The organism is Pseudomonas sp. TE3644 (assembly GCF_056278815.1).
In genome coordinates this window covers 3,250,679-3,269,718 of record NZ_JBWBQF010000001.1, presented here as the reverse complement: position 1 = coordinate 3,269,718, position 19,040 = coordinate 3,250,679, and the positions used below count along the sequence as shown (strand labels likewise).

Genomic DNA, 19,040 nt, shown 5'->3' with positions numbered 1-19,040 from the left:
TGACATTGGAGAGGATTGATCATGTATCCGCACATCGTCGGCTTGGACCTGCAGGGCGCCCGTGAATAGCCATGCCTGCGAGTAAGCTCGCACGTCCTGAACCGCACGCCGTCGCCACCGACGGTCCGCCGCAGCGCGGGCGCAGCAATTCGGCAGTGTTCCGGCTGACGTTGGGGTTCCTGTTGCTGGTGGTCATGACCTTTACGGCGGTGGAAGGTTGGCGGGCCTGGCGTGATTATCGGCAGGCTTACGCCATGGCGAAGGATTCGGTTCGCAACCTGGCGCGGGCCACTGCACAGCATGCTGAGGACGCCGTGCGCCAGGTCGACGTGGTCACGGCCGGCCTGCGCGAGCGCGTGGAAGGCGATGGCCTGCAGCACATCGACATTCCCCGGATTCGCTCAGTGCTTGAGCAACAGACGCAGCTGATGCCCCAGCTACAGGGCCTGTTCATTTATGCAGCCAATGGCGACTGGATCGTCACCAGCCAGTACGTGACGCCGGAAACGGCCAACAACGCAGACCGCGACTATTTCATTTACCACCGCACCCACCGGGACCGGGAGATCCGCGTCGGCAATGTGGTGAGGAGCCGCTCGTCACGGGAGCTGGTGATACCGATATCCCGGCGGCTGGACAACCCCGATGGTTCATTTGGCGGCGTGCTGTTGGGCACCCTGAAGGTCAGCTATTTCCTGGATTATTACGGCGACTTCCAGATCGATGACAAGGGTGCGCTGGTGCTGGCGATGCGCAGCGGCGAGGTGTTGGTGCGGCGTCCGTTCATTGCGCCCGGTGCGGGGCAGAGCCTGGCCGAGAGCGAGATCTTCAAACGCTACCTGCCCGTCTCCAACGAAGGCGTCGCCGAGGTCAAGGCGGTGATCGACAACACGCAGCGCTTGTATGCCTACCGGGCGCTGACCTCCTACCCGTTGGTGGTCGAAGCCGGTTTGTCCCGTGAATCATTTGTGGGGCCCTGGCGCCATGACCTGTTCAAGACCGGGATGGTATTACTGCTGTTGGTGGTGGGGTTGAGCGGGTTTGGCGTGCTGGTGCTCAGCCAGCTGCGCGCGCGGATGGTGCTGGAAAAAGAGATCAGCATCGCCCACCAGACGGTGCGGGACATGGCCTTGACCGACAGCCTGACCGGCCTGGCAAACCGCGGCAAGCTGGACCTGGCGCTGGCGCGGGAGATTGAGCGGGCGCGACGGCAGGATTCGCCCCTGGCGCTGATCATGCTCGATGTGGACTATTTCAAGCGCTTCAATGATTGCTACGGTCATCCCGCCGGTGACGATTGCTTGCAGCAGGTCGCGCACGCTATCCAGGCCGCGCTGAGGCGGCCGGCCGACTTCGCTGCGCGTTATGGCGGCGAGGAGTTTACCGTGCTGTTGCCCGATACCCACCTGGAAGGGGCGGGCAAGATTGCCGAAGATATCCTGCAGGCTATCCGCGCGCTCAACCTGGAACACGCGGATCATCCGCTGCGCAGGGTGACAGCCAGTGCCGGCGTGGCCTCGAGCATGCCCGCCAGGGAACTCACCACCCCGGCAGGCATGATCAAGGCGGCGGATGCCTGCCTGTACGTTGCCAAACACAATGGCCGCAACCGCTGGTACGCCGGGGCGGGTTCATCGCAAGGGGGGGCCGCCGCGGATCGGTAAGGTCAGAATCCCACCCTTTGATGGCCCCTTTAGGGTGCAGGGAATGCGGCTTTGTCGGGGAGCGTTTCAGGCATCCGCGTGACGGTCAGCAGTACTGCGGCGATGCGTTCCGCAGTGCGGTACCCGGGCGTTTCCAGTTCTTCCCCGAACACGTCGGGGTCCAGTTCCCGGTAGACCCATACCAACCCTGGTGCCGCCAGCTGAGGTTGAACCTGCTGGAAGAACAGGTCCTGGCCGTCCACGCACGGCGCCCCGGTATACAGCAACAGCGTGCCGCCCACCCGCAAGCGCGCCAATGCCTGTTCGACAATGCGCACCGACAACGCCGAGCCCATGCCTTCACCACCGTCGCGGTAGGCTCGGCCCTGGGTGTCCTGCATGTACGGCGGGTTGGCGACGATCAAGTCAAAGTCGCCTTCGGTGCCGGCCAATATATCGCTGTGCCAGGCCGTTACGTTGGCCACCCCGGCCAAGGCGGCGTTGACGGCAGTGAAGCGCAGTGCCGCAGGGTTGATGTCGACTGCCAACACCTGGGCCTCGCCACGGGCGCGGCCAATCAACAGGGCGCCGGCGCCGCTGCCGCAGCCAATGTCCACTGCGCGTTCGATGGGCTGGGTGCACGCCTGCAGGTGTGCCTCGATGGCCTGGGCAAAACGGTAGGTGTCAGGCCCCAGGAACACGGCGTCATGGGCCACCGTGGGGAAGGCGGAATGCACCAGCAGCAGATCGGCCAGGCTGGACCAGCGGATATCACTGGCCCACAGCCCGGCGTGCTCGCGCAGCACGCCACCGGTTGCCAAGGCATCGAAGTCGGCCGGGGCGAGTAATTCGCGGGCGAAGGGCCGGCTCCAGCCGAAGACATCGCGCGCACTTCGGGCCCTATGGTTTTCGGGACGAGCGTTGTTGCGCTGGTGGCTCAGCGGGGTAATGGTGGTAAAGCGGTAGCCTGCCGCCTGCAAGCGGCGGCCCAGTTGCAGGAGGGCGAGGTCGCAGCCCAGGTCGTCGACGTCGGCGACCGGGGGCGCGGCAGGGGTGGGCAACGATTGCATCAGTGGGCTCCCGTGGTGGTGAGCATACGGCTGAAGGTGCGGGTGGCCCGCAGGCCATCGGGGGTTGCATGGTGGGCAGGACTGAGCTGCGGCACCAGGCTGCGCAACGTGGCAGGGGCGCTGGCCAGCCGCTCGGCAGCTTCGCCCGCGGGCTGGCGCCCGGTGCGGTGGCGAAACTGCGCGCGGAAGGGCTGGCTGTCGCGGCCGGTTTGCCAAGTGCCAGCGATCCAGTCGTGCAGCAGTTGTTGCTCATAGCCGTTGAACACCCCGAACATCGGGGCGCCTGGGCCGTCTATCAGCTGCCAGAACCGGCTCAGGGCGGGGTCCTGATGGCGCTTTATCCAGCCGCGGGCTTGAAGGGTGTCGAGAAACGCCGGGATCTGCCCAGGCGTCTGCAGCCACTGGTTGACGGTCTTGCCATCCAGCCGGCAGTAGTCCGAATGCGTGTGCTGGCCGAACTCGCGTTTGCGCTCGAGCATGGCCACCACTTCGTGCGCCAGGTCGAAACCCTGAATCACCGCGGTGGAGCCCACGCCCAACTCGTTGAGGTTGTAGCCAGCGCGCAGGCGCTGCAGGAAGTGGGCGGGCGCCGTGCTGTCGGCCAGAAACGCGCAGGCGGCTTCGATGGCCTTGCGCGCGTGGCCGCAACTGGCGTTGTCGATGGTGACGTGCAGGGTGAAATAGTAGGGGTCGATGCCCAGCTCGTTAAGTTCGAACGAAGTGATCAGCAAGTGCAGCGGCAGCTGTTCGTAGCCCAGGTTGTAGCCAATCAGCTCAGGCAGGTAATCGTCGCCCACCGTACCCAGCGCCAGTTGCACCGCGCCCTGCACGTAATGGCCGGCGTCCAGGGGCTGGGTCGCGGCGCAATCATGGTCGGCGAGCAGTGTGCGGTACAGCGCTACATGGTTGAGGGCTGGATCACCGTCGCCCAACTCCTCGAGGTAGGTGCGAATCAAACCGTGATAACGCCAGTCGTCGGTGTGCTGCAAGGTACCGTAAAGCCAGGCGCCATCCACCAGTTTGGTAGGGGCCACGCGCTGCAGAAAGTACAGTGCATGGGCCTTGCAGGTGAAGTAGCGGCGCGGGGCGCCCGCGTGGCGCTGTTCCAGGTAGTGGGCATAGTCCTGCGCGACATGGTTCACTTTCGCGGTCATCCAGCCGGCAAACGTCGCGGGGTCATCCGGCAGTTCGCAGGGCAGGTCGGCTGCAGCCGCCAGGTGCTGGTTGAGGAACGCACGCAGGCCGTCGTCATCGACGTGCCGCGGGCCGTGCAGCAGGTCGTGGTAGACGTTCGCTGCGTCACGCGATTGGGCGCAGGGCAGGGTGGCACTGGCAGCAAGAGGCTTGAGAACGGTCATGGCTGGGTACTTCGTCGTTGTGTACCCATGAGAAAACCGTGGGGCCAGGATAATTCAACCGGCTTCGCGGACGGTCGTGTCGGCGCCCAGGTGGGCTCACACGGCATGGGGCTGCGCGTGTTCATGGGCCAGCGTGCATTGCCAGCGCCAGGCATCGATGAGCATCACTTCCAGCGAGCGCTGCGCCCGCCACCCCAGGTCGCGTGACGCCTTGCCCGGGTCAGCCCAGCACTGGGCGATGTCGCCAGGGCGGCGAGGTTGGTGGCTAAGGGGGACGGCCCGGCCGCAGACGCGCTCGAAGGTCTGCACCACCTCCAGCACCGAGTGGCCGCGGCCCGTGCCCAGGTTCCACACATGCACCCCGTGCCTGCCTTGCAGCGCCTGCAGGGCCGCGCGGTGCCCTTCGGCCAGATCCATCACGTGGACATAGTCGCGCACCCCGGTGCCGTCCGGGGTTGCATAGTCACGGCCAAACACCGCCAACGCCGGGCGTTCGCCACTCGCCACCTGCAGCAGGTAAGGCAACAGGTTGTTGGGTGTGAGGTTGGGGGCCTCGCCCAGGCGCCCGCTGTCGTGGGCGCCAATGGGGTTGAAGTAGCGCAGCAGCGCCACGCACCAGCGCGGGTCGGACGCAGCCAGGCTGGTCAGCACATGCTCGGCCATCAATTTGGATTGCCCGTAGGGGCTGGTGGGCTTGCCAGTGGCGCACTGCTCGTCGATCGGCATCACGGCCCGGTCGCCATACACGGTGGCTGAAGAACTGAAGATCAGGTTGAACACTTTGGCGTCAGCCATGGCCTGGCACAAGGTCACGCTGCCGCCCACGTTGGTATCGAAGTAGCGCAGCGGCTCGCGTACGCTTTCGCCCACCGCTTTCAAGCCTGCACAGTGGACCACCGCGCTGATGTCATGGGTGCTGAACAGTGCGTCCAGCACGGCGCGGCGTCTGACATCGCCGCGAATAAAGCCTGGCCGGCGGCCACTGATCGCGCTGATGCGCTGCACCACGCGGCGTGAACTGTTGCACAGGTTGTCCAGAATCAGCACTGCCTGGCCCTGCGCCTGCAAGGCCAGTACCACGTGGGAGCCAATGTAGCCCGTACCGCCGGTCACCAAAATCATCGTGCTCTCCCGTCGCCGCGCAGGCGACCGCAGTTAACTCGACGTCTGTTGCATGTAACCGCCGACGGCGCGAGGGATTAAGGCGTATGAAGCTTGGGGAGGGCAATGCGGCCAAGAGTTCAGCTGCAATGCCGGGCGGTCGCGACAGCCCATCGCGTGCCAGCCTATTAAATGGAACGCACGCAGCCGCGCCGGTCTCCATACCTTACCAGTGCGCGTTGCCCGCCGTTGTGACGACGGACGACTGTGGCTGCCCCCGGGTGTATTCGAAGCTGACAGGACGACTGGCTTTTGTCCCGTCCCTGCGTTTCGAGGTCATACCGATGAATTTACTGGCCCAGGCTTTACCGCTGTCTACCCGCCCGCTCGCCACCCCCACTCGCGAGGCCAGGCCGACATTGCTGTGCCTGTCGCACCTGCGCTGGGGGTTTGTGTACCAGCGTCCCCAGCATGTGATGTCGCGGCTGTGCGAGAGCTACGACGTGCTGTTTTTCGAAGAACCCTTGTTCGGCGACACCGCCCAGCCAAGGTTGGAAGTGTCGACCCCTGCCAGCGGCATCCGTGTATTGGTACCTCGCTTGCCGCACGGCCTGGACCCTATTCAGGTTGCGACCGCCCAGCGCGAATTGCTCGACGACTACCTGGGCCAGCAAGGCTCAGGCGAGCTGCTGCTGTGGTACCTGACGCCCATGAGTCTGGGCTTTACCGACCATCTGCAGGCCCAGGTGACCGTATTCGACTGCATGGACGAACTGTCGGCCTTCCTGGGTGCGCCGGCCGAGCTGATCGATAACGAACGGCGCCTGCTGGCGCGTGCCGATGTGGTGTTCACTGGTGGGTACAGCCTGTGGGAGGCCAAGCGAAGCCAGCACGGCAATGCCCATGCGATGCCCAGCAGCGTCGACATCGCGCATTTCGCGGCGGCCCGCCAAGGGTTGCCCGAGCCGGCGGATCAGGCCGCCATAGGCCATCCGCGCCTGGGTTTCTTTGGCGTCATCGATGAGCGCTTCGACATCGAGCTGGTCGGCGAGCTGGCGCGACAGCGCCCTGCCTGGAACATCGTGCTGATAGGCCCCGTGGTCAAGATCGACCCGGCGACGTTGCCGCGCCACGCCAATATCCATTACCTGGGGGCCAAGGGCTACGATGAGCTGCCCGCGTACCTGTCGGGATGGGACGTCGCGCTGATGCCCTTCGCCATCAATGAATCCACCCGCTACATCAGCCCCACCAAGACCCCTGAGTACCTGGCGGGTGGGTGCCCGGTGGTGTCCACGCCGATCCGCGATGTGGTCAACGGCTATGGCGGTTGCGCGGTGGTGAGCATCGCGGCCGGTATTGCGGCCTTCATCGACGCCGTGGAGCAGGCCTTGGGCGCCAAGGCTGATGGCCGGGTGGCAATCCATGCGGACGCAGCGCTGGATGGCATGTCCTGGGACAAAACCTGCAACGCCATGAAGGAGCAGGTCGAATGTTTCAGATCGCGCTAGACAGCCTCGGCGCCACGGGCGCCGAACCCTATGACTACCTCATCGTCGGCGCCGGCTTTGCCGGCAGCGTCATGGCCGAGCGCCTCGCCGCAGGCATGGGCAAGCGTGTGTTGCTCATCGACCGCCGCGACCACGTGGGCGGCAATGCCTACGATCACCTGGACGCGGCCGGCGTCATGGTGCATCGCTATGGGCCGCATATCTTCCACACCAACGCCCAGCGCATTGTCGATTACCTGTCGCGCTTTACGCAGTGGCGCGCCTACGAACATCGCGTCCTGGCCAGGGTGGACGAGCACTTGCTGCCTATCCCCATCAACCTGGATACCCTCAACGGCCTGTTCGGCTTGACCATGAACGAAGCCGAGGCCGAGGTGTTCCTGGCCCGGCGGGCGGAACCCGTGGCGGTGATCAATACCTCCGAAGACGTGGTCATCAACCAGATCGGCCGCGAGCTGTACGAAAAATTCTTTCAGGGCTACACCCGCAAACAATGGGGCCTGGACCCCTCGCAGCTGGACAAGTCGGTGACGGCCAGAGTGCCCACGCGCACCAATCGGGACGACCGCTACTTCACCGACACCCTGCAGATGATGCCCTTGCACGGCTATACCGCGATGTTCGAACGCATGCTCGATCACCCGGGCATCGAGGTGCTGTTGGGCGTGGATTTTGCCACGGTGCGCCAGCACGCGCGTTTCCGCGAGCTGATCTTCTGTGGCCCTATCGACGAATACTTCGGCTTCAGCCTGGGCCGCCTGCCGTACCGTTCGTTGCGCTTCGAGCATGAGACCCTGCCACAGGCCCAGTTCCAGTCGGTGGCGGTGGTCAATTACCCGGACCCCTCGGTGCCCTATACGCGCATTACCGAATACAAGCACCTGACCGGGCAGGTGCACCCGCTCACCAGCATCAGCTATGAGTTTCCCTGCGCCGAGGGCGATCCCTATTACCCTATCCCGCGCCAGGCCAATGCCGAGCTGTATCAGCGCTACAAGGCGCTGGCGGACGCAACGCCCGGGGTCCACTTCTTGGGCCGGCTGGGCACCTATAAGTACTACAACATGGACCAGGTGGTGGGCCAGGCGTTGGCACACTACCAGCGCCTGGCGCAGCGCGACGGCGTCGAGGCGTCGGCTGCCCTGGCCGCGGCCAAGTGAGCGGCGCAAGCCCCTTCAGCTCGTTTGTGATGGCCGGCTTCGAGTGTGCCAGCCAGCGCCGCGGCGATGGCCAGCGGGTGGATGTACTGGCCAGCACCGGCCATGACCGCTGGGCCGCGCAGGATTACGCCCGGCTGGCAGCGCTGGGCATCAACTGCGCGCGGGACGGCTTGCGCTGGCACTTGATTGAACGCAGCCCCGGGCACTATGACTGGAGCAGTTTCCTGCCCATGTTGCGCGCCGCGCAGGCGTGCGGGATACAGGTCGTCTGGGACCTGGCTCACTATGGCTACCCGGACGGCCTGGATACCTGGACGCCGGCGTTTGTCGAGCGGTTTGGGCGGTTTGCCGGCGCGGTGGCGCAACTCATGGTGGCGGAAGGCGTGGCGGTGCCGTTGCTGTCGCCCATCAATGAGATATCGTTCTGGAGTTGGGCCGGCGGGCAGGTGGGCTACTTCAACCCCGGTGCCCATGGCCGTGGGCAGGAACTCAAGCATCAGCTGGTGCGCGCCAGCATCGCCGCCATCGACGCCGTGCGCCTGCACGCGCCGCACGCGCGGTTCGTGCAGTGCGACCCGCTGATCCATGTGCTTGCCGCAACCTCAAGGGCCGACGAAATCAACGCCGCCGAAGCCTACCGACTGTCCCAGTTCGAGGCCTGGGACCTGCTGGCCGGGCGGCAGTGGCCGGGGCTGGGGGGCGCGGAAGGGTACCTGGATATTCTGGGGGTCAATTTCTACCCGCAGAACCAGTGGTACCTCGATGGCACGCGGGTGATGCGTGGCGAACCGGGCTACCGGCCCCTGGTCGGGCTGTTGGCGGAGGTATGGCAACGTTACCGGCGGCCACTGCTACTGGCCGAAACCGGTGCCGAAGGCGACCAGCGTGTGCCCTGGCTGGGCTACATTGCCCAACAGCTGACCTTCGCCCAGGCGCGGGGCATCGACATCCATGGACTGTGCTGGTACCCGTTTCTGGACTATCCGGGCTGGGATGATGGCCGGTATTGCCCGGCGGGGGTATTTGGCTATGCGGACGGCGAGGGAAGCCGTGCGGCGTGTCACCCCTTGCACCAGGCGATGCAAGGGCTGCGACGGCCATGACACCGGCGGGGCATCGAGCCCCGCCGTTTGCGTCCTCAGGCATCTTCAGGGTCCGGCTGGCCCCCTGAGCCCAGGTCGGCACCGGTGATGGGGTCACTGGCAGGGTCCGACTCGGTGCGGCTGGCGAGTTGCAGCAGCAACGCCTGGTCCTCTTCGTCCAGCTCGACGCTGGCGGTGCCGTCACCGCCATCCACGGCCGGTTCAGGGTTGGCCACGAATTCCCATTCCTCGCCCGAATTCCACGGCCCGCGCATTTCGCCGTCCCCCTGGGACAGGTTGAAGTACACGTTGGTGAACTCCGGCATGCCGGGTAGCTTGCCTTGGGGGAAGTTGGGCTGGATCGCGTGCAGCGCTTTCTCGAAGGACAGTTGGTGGGCGATCTCGCGCGTCATCAAAAAACCCAGCGCTTCCTTCACACCCGGGTCGTCGGTGACGTTCATCAGCCGTTCGTAGACAATCTTGGCGCGCGATTCGGCGGCTATGTTCGAGCGCAGGTCGGCGGTGGGCTCGCCAATGGTGTCCACGTAGGCAGAGGTCCAGGGTACGCCGGCGGAGTTGGTCAGCGGTGCGCCGCAGCCATACAGCAGGGCGGTGATGTGCGAGTCATTGCCGGCGCCGTTGATGGCGCGGTACAGCTCGCCTTCCTCGTCGACGCCTTCTGCCAGGTGGCCCTTGGCGCCCTTGTTGAGCATGACGATGATGGAGCCGACGATTTCCAGGTGGCTGAGCTCTTCGGTGGCGATGTCCATCAACAGGTCTTTGCGGCCTGGATCATCCTCGGCCAGGGCCTGGGTGAAGTAGCGCGACGCAGCGGCCAGTTCACCCTGGGCGCCGCCGAACTGCTCAAGCAGCAGATTGGCCAGGCCCGGATTGGGCTGCGCGACGCGCACGGTGTATTGCAGACGTTTGTTATGCAGGAACATGGTGGTGACCTCTCAGGCGAGGTGGGCGCGCACGGGTCAGGACGACATGGCGGCTCCCTCATACTGTCCGAGTGGGTCCGTTGCACCATCGTTACATTTGTTTGTGTTGCGTGTGACCGACGGGAACGACCCTGGTGCTGCCTGGTTCGTCCCTTCAGGGTGACAATCGGTACGCGGCGCGAGCGCTGAATCCGCCGTGAGAAACCTAAAAGGCACGGTGGCGCTGGAGCATGGGTTGGTAGCGGGCGGCATTCTCCGAGTCAGCGTATATTCTTAATGGGCATATATTATGTGTTTTTTATTCTTTTATTTTTAAAAATCACGCCATCATAGTAGCCCCCTTTTCAAGCGAAACGCTTTAAGTCCGGGAGGCAGGTGATGGATATCGATCATATTTCCCGCAATCAGGTGATCGATCAGTGGTTCAAAAAGGAGTATCGCTGGTTGCGGGGTTGGGTCAGGAAAGACACCGACTGCCCGCACAGCGCCGAGGATATTGCCTCCGAGACATTCGTTCAGGCCTTGACGTTGAAAGACTTGCTGGCCGTGCGCGCACCCAGGCCTTTGCTGAGCACCATCGCACGCCGATTGATGTACGAAGGGTGGCGCCGTCGCGATCTTGAGCGGGCGTACATGGCGCGGTTGAGCGCGCAGGCCGAAGGGTTGCACCCTTCACCTGAAGAACAGCATCTGATCCTGGAAGCCTTGTACGCGGTGGACCGCCTGCTGGATGGGCTGTCCAGCAACGCGCGCACGGCCTTCCTCTACCACCAGATGGACGGCATGACGTACGCCGACATCGGTCGGTTGCTGGGCGTGTCTGCCACCCGCGTGCAGCAGTACATGGCCCAGGCCATCAAATGTATTTATCGGGTGATGGAGCAGGCATGAGCCACAACGACCACCGCGCCATCGATGAAGCCGCGCAATGGCTGGCACTGCTGATGTCTGGCCACGCCAGCCAGGACGAGCAGCAAGCCTTTGCCACCTGGCGAGATAGCCACCCACGGCATGCCGAACTGATCGCGCGGATGGGCGGCGGGCTGGCACAGCTGCCGCTCGACGCCTTGCGTGCGGTGCCGCGGCAAACCGTGCTTGGCACGGTCAATACACCGTCCACGCGCCGCCGGTTCCTGGGTAAAAGCCTGTCGGTGGTGGGCCTGGGTGCGCTGGGCTGGAGCCTGGGCCGGCTGTACGGTTTCATCCCCGAGGCCGGGCAATTGCAGACCAGTACCGGCGAGCGCCGTTCGCTGACGCTGGATGACGGCAGTGCGTTGACCTTGAACGCACAAAGCCGAGTGGTGGTGCGTTTTGATAGTGCCCAGCGCCTGGTGTTGCTGCGTTGCGGCGAATTGCTGGTGGATGTAGCGCGTGACCCTGGCAGGCCGTTCGTGGTGGAAACCGAGCATGGGCGCATGCAGGCCTTGGGCACGCGTTTCCTGGTGCAGCGCAGGGGCGATCGCACTCGCCTGGTGATGTTGCATTCGGAGGTTGAGATCACCACCCGCTCAGGGCTCAAGCGGGTGGTCAAGGCTGGCGAGGCGGCCAGCTTCGATGACCACGGCTACTTGTCCGTGGAGCCTGCCAGTGGTTACGAGGATGCCTGGTCCGAGGGCCTGCTGGAGGTGCGTGAAAGCAGGCTCGGCGATGTGGTGGAGCATCTGCGCAAGTATCGGCGGGGCATCATTGTGGTCAGCCCGCAGGTGGCCGAGCTGCGCGTTACGGGGCTGTACTTTCTGGACGACAGCGACCGCACCTTGAAACTGCTGGAACGCTCGTTGCCGCTGAGCGTTCATTACTACTCGCCTTACTGGGTCAACATCGAGCCACGCGGCTGACGCTTGGCGCTCAAAGCGTCTGTGACGCGGCCTTGTAGCCGCTGCCGCCAGGCTGCGCTGGCCGGTGTGAACCCTGGGGATTTGCAGCGGGTCGCAGTGCCAGCGCAGCCTACCGGCAGCGGCTACGGGGTGTGGTCGTTGCAGCGGCGGTGCCTGGGCTGGTGTCATCGCGGTGTGCTGGAGGAATCGCGGCCTTGCGGCCGCTGCTACAGGTACTGGGGGTAAACCTTGTAGCAACCGCGTCGCCTGCATCGCGGCCAAGGCCGGCTCCTACCACGGATGGCGTAGGAGCCGACTTTAGTCGCGATGCAGACGACGCGGTCTGTCTGGTCTTCGACGTCGATGCCATGGCGACACTGTGGGAGCGGGCTCTGCCCGCGAAGAAAGCACCGTGGTGTTTCAGATACTTCACGGCGTTCTTTTCGCGGGTAGAACCCGCTCCCACGGGGTGCTCGACGCCATGGATTCTCCCGCAGGTGTAGCAGCAACTGCCTTGAAATCGCGTCGCCTGCATCGCGGCCAAGGCCGGCTCCTACCACGGATGGCGTAGGAGCCGACTTTAGTCGCGATGCAGGCGACGCGGTCTGTCTGGTCTTCGACGTCGATGCCATGGCGACACTGTGGGAGCGGGCTCTGCCCGCGAAGAAAGCACCGTGGTGTTTCAGATACTTCACGGCGTTCTTTTCGCGGGTAGAACCCGCTCCCACGGGGTGCTCGACGCCATGGATTCTCCCGCAGGTGTAGCAGCAACTGCCTTGAAATCGCGTCGTCTGCATCGCGGCCAAGGCCGGCTCCTACCACGGATGGCGTAGGAGCCGACTTTAGTCGCGATGCAGGCGACGCGGTTTTTCTGGTCGCCATCGCGAGCAAGGTCTAGCGCGACCCCGGTTGCTGACACCATAGGATCTGCCACAGCACGGTGTAGCAGCTGCCTTGTGGCCTGTCAGCTTGGCGACCTGAATAATTTTTTTTGCGCCCCCCTGTTTATTTCCCGAGGTTGTTTCACCTATCCCCATCAAAACACGTTTGCAGAGGCGATGTATGGGGTATCTGAAGGGATCGGTATTGGCGCTCGGGCTGCTCAGCGGCGCCTGCCTGGGGCAGGCTACGGCGGCCCCGGTGTCACCGGACAACGTAGTTCACTTCGACTTGGCCGCGTCAGCCCTGGACCAGACGCTGCTGCAGATATCCCGGCAGGCCGGCGTGCCCATCTCGTTTCAGGGGCGCACGCTGCAAGGTCTCAAGAGCAATCCGGTGAAGGGCGAGCTGACCGTGGAGCAGGCCGTCGACCAGGCGCTGCGGGGCACTGGCCTGCACGGCGTGCAGAGCGACATTGGCCTGAGCATCGAGCCCGATGCCGCCCCCGTCAGTACCGACACCCGTTTGAAGACGGTCACCGTGACGGGTCAGCAAACGCGCCAGCCCGCAGTCAATTCCGGGGCATTGGGCAGCGCCAGCGCCCTGGATACCCCATTTTCGGTGGTGCAGGTTGACAGTCAGGAGCTCAAGGACCGTCAGGTCAAGGCATTGAACAAGGTGTTTGTCGGCGACTCGACGGTGCAAAGCAACGGCGATACCTACTCCCTGACGGCCAGCAACCTCACCGTGCGCGGTGTGCGCCTGGACAACGCCGGCAGCTACAAGATCAACGGCTTGCCGATTTTCATCACCACCCTCGAACTGCCGATGGAGACGTTCGAGTCGGTGCAGTTGCTCAAGGGCGCCACGGGCTTCATGTATGGCTTCGGGGCGCCGGGGGGCGTGGTGAACTTCGTCACCAAGAAGCCCACCGACGAAACCACTCTGAGCGTGGATGCCGGTGTGCGTTCCAACAGTGTCTGGAGCGAGCACGTGGATGTGGGTGGTCGCACTGGGCCGGAAGATACCTTCGGCTACCGTCTCAATGCCACCCATGAAGAGGGTGAAACGCCCACACGCTCACACGTCAATCGTGACTCGTATTCGTTGTCCCTGGATGCGCGCATCAACCCGGACCTGACCTGGACCGCCGACACGATGTATCAGGAGCGTGTCATCAACGGTGGCATCCAGAACTATCGCCTGCCCAGCTACACCGGCGGTTCCAGCCTGCCCAGCGTGATCAACCCCGACAGTAATCGTCAGGGGATCAACGACACCTCGTTCCGTACCCGCGCCTGGATGGTCGCCACCGGGCTGCACTGGAACATCAATGACGACTGGTCGGCGAGCCTGGACTACAACCACTTCTTCCAGAACCGCAACTACCTCTCTGAATACCCGACCCTGCTGAACAAGGCCGGCGATTATCAGGACTGGATCAGCACGGGTAATGGCACGGCGGTCTACGACCAGGTGCAGGCCATGTTGCAAGGCAACTTCAGCACCGGCCCCATTGGGCACAAGGTGGTGCTGGGGGTTTCGTGGCAGGACTACGATCGTCGCTCGGCCACCACGTCGCTGTTCAAATCCATCGGCACCAACAACCTGTACAGCGACCCCACGCGCATCACCTATACCGGGCAGTTGGATTTCCCGACGTATCACGTGTCGGACATCACGCAAAAATCGATTTTTGCCAGCGATACGTTCGACCTGACCCATGGCTGGTCGCTGCTCACCGGCCTGCGTTCGACTGTTTACACCCAGGACGTCTACAACGCTTCCGGGGTTCAGACCACCGACTACCGGCAGGTGCCGCTGTCGCCGACCGTGGCGCTGATGTACAAGCCGCGCCCCGATACCACGTTTTACGCCAGCTATGTCAAAGCGCTGGAGGCGGGCGAGACAGTCGGCTCCACTTACACCAACTCGGGCGATACCCTGGAGCCGATTCTCAGCAAGCAATTCGAAGTAGGCGTCAAAACCGACCGCCCGACGTGGGGCGGATCGGCAGCGGTATTTCGGCTTGAGCGCGGCGCTGACTATGCCGACAGCACGGGCGCCTATGTGCAGGGCGGCGAGCAACTCTACAAGGGCCTGGAGCTCAACGGCCGCCTGAACGTGACCGACACCACCACCCTCAACAGCAGCTCTACCTGGCTGGATGCAACGTTCACCAAGGCCCAGGCCGCCCTGGTGGGCAACAAGGTATCGGGTGTGCCGCGCTTCCAGCAAAGCCTGGAACTGAACCAGAAAGTACCGACAGTGGACGGGCTCAATCTGTACACCAACGCGCAGTATTACAGTGCCTCCCAGGCCAACGACACCAACACCATCGACTTGCCGGCCGTGACCCTGTTCGGCGCCGGCGCCAACTACAGCATCCCGGTAGGCCGCCACGAAGTCACCCTGCGCGCCGCGATGGACAACATCGCCAACCGGCGCTACTGGGCGTTCGCGTCGAGCGGGTCGGTGTACCTGGGCGCGCCGCGAACCCTGTCGTTCAACGTCAGCTTCGACTACTGATACCGGGAGGTCGACGATGTTCCAGCGACTGGCCCGCTGCGCCTGGCTGATGCTGTTGTGCGCGCCGCTGGTTCACGCCCAGCCACAGACGTACCTGACCGTGTACGGCGAGGCGCCCAAGTACGCGGCGAACTTCACCCATTTCGATTACGTGGACCCGCGCGCGCCGAAGGGCGGGCAGTTGAGCATGGCGTCGAGTGCGGCCACCTTCGATCACCTGATCCCATTCGTGGATGCAGGGCGCGGCATCGACCAGCTTGAAGGCTGGTTGTATGCGCCGCTGGCGCGTCGCGCCGAGGACGAACCCTTCACCGTCTACGCCGATGTGGCGCAGACATTGGAGCTGGCCCCGGACCGTTCGTGGATTCGCTTCCGGCTCAACCCGGCGGCGCGGTTCGATGACGGCACAGCCATCACGGCCGAGGATGTGCGCTACACCTTCGAGCAACTGATGGCCCACGGCAAACTGCAATATCGCCTGCAATTCGCCACTGTCAGCCAGGTCAGTGTCGAGGGGCCGTTGCAGGTACGTTTCGACTTCGCCCACGGCCAGGATCGGACATTGCCGCTGGAGATCGCCACCTTGCCCGTGCTGCCTGCCCACTGGTGGCGGCAGCATGACTTCGCCAACGGTGCCGGTTTCGATATACCACCCGGCAGCGGGCCGTACCGTGTGGCGAAAGTCGACCCGGGCCGCAGCGTGCACCTGGAGCGGGTCCGTGATTGGTGGGGCGCGGCGTTGCCGGTCAACCGCGGCCAGTTCAATTTTGATCGGCTGAGCATCGAGTTCTTCGCCAACACCGGCAGTGGCACGGTGCAAGCCCTGCGCGCCCGGGCGTTCGATCTTCAGGGCGTGGGCTCCGCTGCGCAATACGCCACGGCGTACGCTGGGGACGCGCAACAAGACGGCCGCCTGCAACGCGAGCATCTGACCCCAGGCGCGATCCGCAACGCCCAGGGCTTTTTCTTCAACCTGGATCGCCCGCAATTTGCCGACCGCCGCGTGCGCCAGGCCCTGGCGCTGCTGTGGGATTTCGAATGGACCAACCACAGCCTGCTATACGACGTATACCGCCGTCAGCGCAGTTATTTTTCCAACAGCCCGCTGGCGGCCACCGGGCTGCCTGGGGCGGCTGAACTCACCGCATTGGAACCCTGGCGCGCGCAGTTGCCGGACGAGGTGTTCACCCAAGCCTTCCAGCCCCCGCACACCGATGGCAGCGGCATGATCCGCGACAAGCAACTGCAGGCCCTGGCACTGTTGGAGGAGGCCGGTTGGCACCCGCGCGGCAACCAGTTGGTCAATGCCGCCGGCCAGCCGCTGCACTTCACCTTTTTAAGCAGCGGCACGATGTTCGCGCGCCTGATCATGCCGTTCAAACGCAACCTGATGCAGATCGGCATCACCCTCGATTACCGCGCCGTGGACAGTGCCCAATACGTCAACCGCCTGCGCACCCGCGACTACGACATGATCATGGCCAGCATCCCGGTGTCCGCTACGCCGGGGCGTGAGCTGCTCAACTACTTTAGCTCGGCGGCCGCGCGCGATGCCGGCTCCAGCAACTACATGGCCCTGCGCAACCCCGTGGTCGATCAGTTGATCAACAACCTCATCACGGCCGACAACCGCCAATCGATGGCGGCCAACGCCCACGCCCTGGATCGCGTGCTGCAGTGGGGCTACTACTGGATCCCCAATTACTACCCGCCGGGAACCCCGGTGGTGTGGTGGAACCGCTTTGGTCGTCCCGCCCAGGCATCCCCCTACGAACCGGGGGTAGACGCCTGGTGGCAAGTGAGTGAGCAACCCCTTGATAACGCGCAGATGCGTGCGCGCATGCAGGAGCATAACCATGCTCGCCTATAGCCTGCGGCGCCTGCTGCTGATCATCCCCACGCTGGTGTGCATCCTGCTGGTCAACTTCGCCATCGTCCAGGCCGCCCCCGGGGGGCCGGTGGAACAGGCCATCGCCCGCCTGCAAGGCCTGGACGCCGGGCAGGGTATAGGTGCCGGCGTGACGGAGGTCATGGACACGCCGCAGGGCTCATCGGGCGGCCGTGGGCTGGACCCACGCCTGGTGGCCGACATCGAGCGCCAATATGGCTTCGACAAGCCACCGCTGCAACGACTGTGGCTGATGCTGACCCAGTACGCGCACCTGGACTTTGGCAAGAGCTTTTTCCTCGGCACCAAGGTGACCGACATGATCGCCGCGAAAATGCCCGTCACCCTGTCGCTGGGGCTGTGGGCCTTGCTGATCACTTATGGGGTGTCCATCCCGCTGGGTATCCGCAAGGCGGTCAGGCACGGCAGTGCGTTCGATGTCTGGAGCAGCGTGGTGATCATCGTCGGCTACGCCTTGCCGGGCTTCCTGTTCGCCTTGCTGCTGATCCTGGCGTTCGGCGGTGGCAGCGGCCTGGACTGGTTCCCGATCCGCGGGCTGGTGTCGGAGAACTTCGCCAGCCTGTCCACTGGCGGCAAGGTGCTCGATTACGTGCGCCACCTGGTGCTGCCCGTGGCGGCGCTGGTGGTGGGTGGCTTCGCGACGCTGACCTTGCTGACCAAAAACAGCTTTCTCGACGAGATGGCGCGCCAGTACGTGATGACCGCCCGGGCCAAGGGCGCTACTGAGCGCCAGGTGCTGTATGGCCATGTATTACGTAACGCCATGCTGACGGTGGTGGCGGGGTTGCCCCACGCCATGGTCCACGTGTTTTTCGGCGGTTCGCTGTTGATCGAGGTGCTGTTTTCCCTCGACGGCCTGGGGCGCATGAGCTACGAGGCCGCCGTGTCTCGGGATTACCCGGTGGTGTTCGGCGCGCTGTTTATCTTCACCCTGGCGGGCCTGCTGATCAAATTGCTGGGCGACCTGTGCTACCGGCTGATTGATCCGCGCATCGACTTCTCGTCAAGGGGGCACTGATGGCTCTTTCCCCGGTCAATCGCCGCCGCTGGCAGCGCTTCAAATCACACCGTCGCGGTTACTGGTCGCTGTGGCTGTTGCTGGCGGTATTCGCCATGAGCCTGGGCGGCAACCTGCTGGCCAATGACAAGCCCTTGCTGCTGGTCAGCCAGGGGCACTGGTATGTGCCCGTGCTGTCCAGCCACACCGAGCGCGAACTGGGCGGGCAACTGCCTTTCGAGCCTGATTACCGCAGTACCTATTTCCGCCGGCTGATCGAGCAGCAGGGCGGCTGGATGCTGTTCCCGCCCATTGCCTTTGGCGCGCAGACGGTGAACTACGACCTGCGTACTGCCGCGCCCAGCCCGCCCAACCGGGAAAACTGGCTGGGCACCGACGACCAGGCGCGCGATGTACTGGCGCGGGTGATCTTCGGCGTGCGCCTGTCCTTGCTGTTTGCCTTGGCACTCACCGGCATCAGCAGCCTGGTTGGCATCGCCGCCGGGGTGCTGCAGGGCTACCACGGCGGCTGGGTGGACCTGTTTGGCCAGCGCCTGCAGGAAATCTGGTCAGGCCTGCCCGTGCTGTACCTGCTGATCATTTTGTCGGGGTTTGTGCAGCCCGGCTTCTGGTGGTTGCTGGGCATGATGGCGGCGTTTGCCTGGCTGTCGCTGGTGGATGTGGTGCGTGCCGAGGTGCTGCGCGGCCGCAGCTTGGAATACGTTAAGGCGGCGCGCGCACTGGGCTTGAGCAACACCCAGGTGATGGTGCGCCATGTGCTGCCCAATGCCCTGACCGCGACCCTGGCGTACCTGCCTTTCATCCTCACGGGCGCCATCGGCACCTTGTCGGCGCTGGACTTTCTCGGCTTTGGCATGCCTGCGGGCAGCCCCTCCCTGGGTGAGTTGATCACTCAGGGCAAAAACAACCTGCAAGCGCCCTGGTTGGGCCTGACGGCTTTTTGCACCTTGGCGTTGCTGCTCAGCCTGCTGGTGTTCATCGGCGAGGCGTGCCGCGATGCATTTGACCCACGAGCCTGA

Annotated in this window: 14 protein-coding genes; 10 read left to right on the top strand and 4 right to left on the bottom strand. The window is 64.2% G+C overall.

What is annotated here, in order from left to right; genetic code table 11:
• Positions 1 to 71: 71 nt before the first annotated feature.
• The gene (locus tag ACZ9GA_RS14475; RefSeq protein WP_457362027.1) at positions 72 to 1,664 is read left to right on the top strand and encodes a sensor domain-containing diguanylate cyclase; all 1,593 of its coding nucleotides are present in this window, start codon (positions 72 to 74) and stop codon (positions 1,662 to 1,664) included.
• Between the two features lie 29 nt (positions 1,665 to 1,693).
• Here ACZ9GA_RS14475 and ACZ9GA_RS14470 read toward each other — a convergent pair whose 3' ends face one another.
• From ACZ9GA_RS14470 to galE, 3 genes are all read right to left on the bottom strand, one after another.
• The gene (locus ACZ9GA_RS14470) at positions 1,694 to 2,713 is read right to left on the bottom strand and encodes a methyltransferase (RefSeq protein ID WP_457362028.1); all 1,020 of its coding nucleotides are present in this window, start codon (positions 2,711 to 2,713) and stop codon (positions 1,694 to 1,696) included.
• A complete protein-coding gene (locus ACZ9GA_RS14465) occupies positions 2,713 to 4,071 on the bottom strand; it encodes an iron-containing redox enzyme family protein (RefSeq protein WP_457362029.1) in 1,359 nt (452 codons plus the stop codon). Before ACZ9GA_RS14465 ends, ACZ9GA_RS14470 begins: the two co-directional genes overlap by 1 nt.
• Before the next feature lie 96 nt (positions 4,072 to 4,167).
• Positions 4,168 to 5,193: a UDP-glucose 4-epimerase GalE gene (gene galE, locus ACZ9GA_RS14460; RefSeq protein ID WP_457362030.1), complete on the bottom strand. Its 1,026-nt coding sequence runs from the start codon at positions 5,191 to 5,193 to the stop codon at positions 4,168 to 4,170.
• A gap of 323 nt (positions 5,194 to 5,516) precedes the next feature.
• Between galE and ACZ9GA_RS14455 the strand changes: the two genes are divergently transcribed.
• The 3 genes from ACZ9GA_RS14455 to ACZ9GA_RS14445 are packed head-to-tail and all read left to right on the top strand — an operon-like array spanning position 5,517 to position 8,946.
• A complete protein-coding gene (locus ACZ9GA_RS14455) occupies positions 5,517 to 6,683 on the top strand; it encodes a glycosyltransferase family 1 protein (RefSeq protein ID WP_457362031.1) in 1,167 nt (388 codons plus the stop codon).
• Complete coding sequence (gene glf / locus ACZ9GA_RS14450; RefSeq protein WP_457362032.1) at positions 6,665 to 7,843, top strand: UDP-galactopyranose mutase; 1,179 nt, start codon at positions 6,665 to 6,667, stop codon at positions 7,841 to 7,843. The genes ACZ9GA_RS14455 and glf overlap by 19 nt, the downstream gene beginning before the upstream one ends.
• Before the next feature lie 29 nt (positions 7,844 to 7,872).
• Positions 7,873 to 8,946 carry a beta-glucosidase gene (locus ACZ9GA_RS14445; RefSeq protein ID WP_457363721.1) on the top strand — a complete coding sequence of 358 codons (1,074 nt, stop codon included), beginning with the start codon at positions 7,873 to 7,875 and terminating at the stop codon, positions 8,944 to 8,946.
• A 35-nt stretch (positions 8,947 to 8,981) separates the two neighbouring features.
• Here ACZ9GA_RS14445 and ACZ9GA_RS14440 read toward each other — a convergent pair whose 3' ends face one another.
• Positions 8,982 to 9,869, bottom strand: coding sequence for a manganese catalase family protein (locus tag ACZ9GA_RS14440; RefSeq protein ID WP_457362033.1), 888 nt, complete (start codon positions 9,867 to 9,869; stop codon positions 8,982 to 8,984).
• 378 nt (positions 9,870 to 10,247) lie between these two features.
• Between ACZ9GA_RS14440 and ACZ9GA_RS14435 the strand changes: the two genes are divergently transcribed.
• The 6 genes from ACZ9GA_RS14435 to ACZ9GA_RS14410 all read left to right on the top strand — a co-directional run bounded on the left by ACZ9GA_RS14435 (position 10,248) and on the right by ACZ9GA_RS14410 (position 19,040).
• A complete protein-coding gene (locus ACZ9GA_RS14435; protein WP_457362034.1) occupies positions 10,248 to 10,760 on the top strand; it encodes a sigma-70 family RNA polymerase sigma factor in 513 nt (170 codons plus the stop codon).
• The gene (locus ACZ9GA_RS14430; RefSeq protein ID WP_457362035.1) at positions 10,757 to 11,707 is read left to right on the top strand and encodes a FecR domain-containing protein; all 951 of its coding nucleotides are present in this window, start codon (positions 10,757 to 10,759) and stop codon (positions 11,705 to 11,707) included. The genes ACZ9GA_RS14435 and ACZ9GA_RS14430 overlap by 4 nt, the downstream gene beginning before the upstream one ends.
• A 1,041-nt stretch (positions 11,708 to 12,748) precedes the next feature.
• Entirely contained in the window at positions 12,749 to 15,094 is a 2,346-nt protein-coding gene (locus ACZ9GA_RS14425; protein WP_457362036.1) for a TonB-dependent siderophore receptor, read from the top strand.
• Positions 15,095 to 15,110: 16 nt separating this feature from the next.
• Entirely contained in the window at positions 15,111 to 16,964 is a 1,854-nt protein-coding gene (locus tag ACZ9GA_RS14420; RefSeq protein ID WP_457362037.1) for an extracellular solute-binding protein, read from the top strand.
• Entirely contained in the window at positions 16,951 to 18,021 is a 1,071-nt protein-coding gene (locus ACZ9GA_RS14415; RefSeq protein WP_457362038.1) for a microcin C ABC transporter permease YejB, read from the top strand. The genes ACZ9GA_RS14420 and ACZ9GA_RS14415 overlap by 14 nt, the downstream gene beginning before the upstream one ends.
• Positions 18,021 to 19,040, top strand: a complete 1,020-nt coding sequence (locus ACZ9GA_RS14410; protein ID WP_457362039.1) for an ABC transporter permease — start codon at positions 18,021 to 18,023, stop codon at positions 19,038 to 19,040. Before ACZ9GA_RS14415 ends, ACZ9GA_RS14410 begins: the two co-directional genes overlap by 1 nt.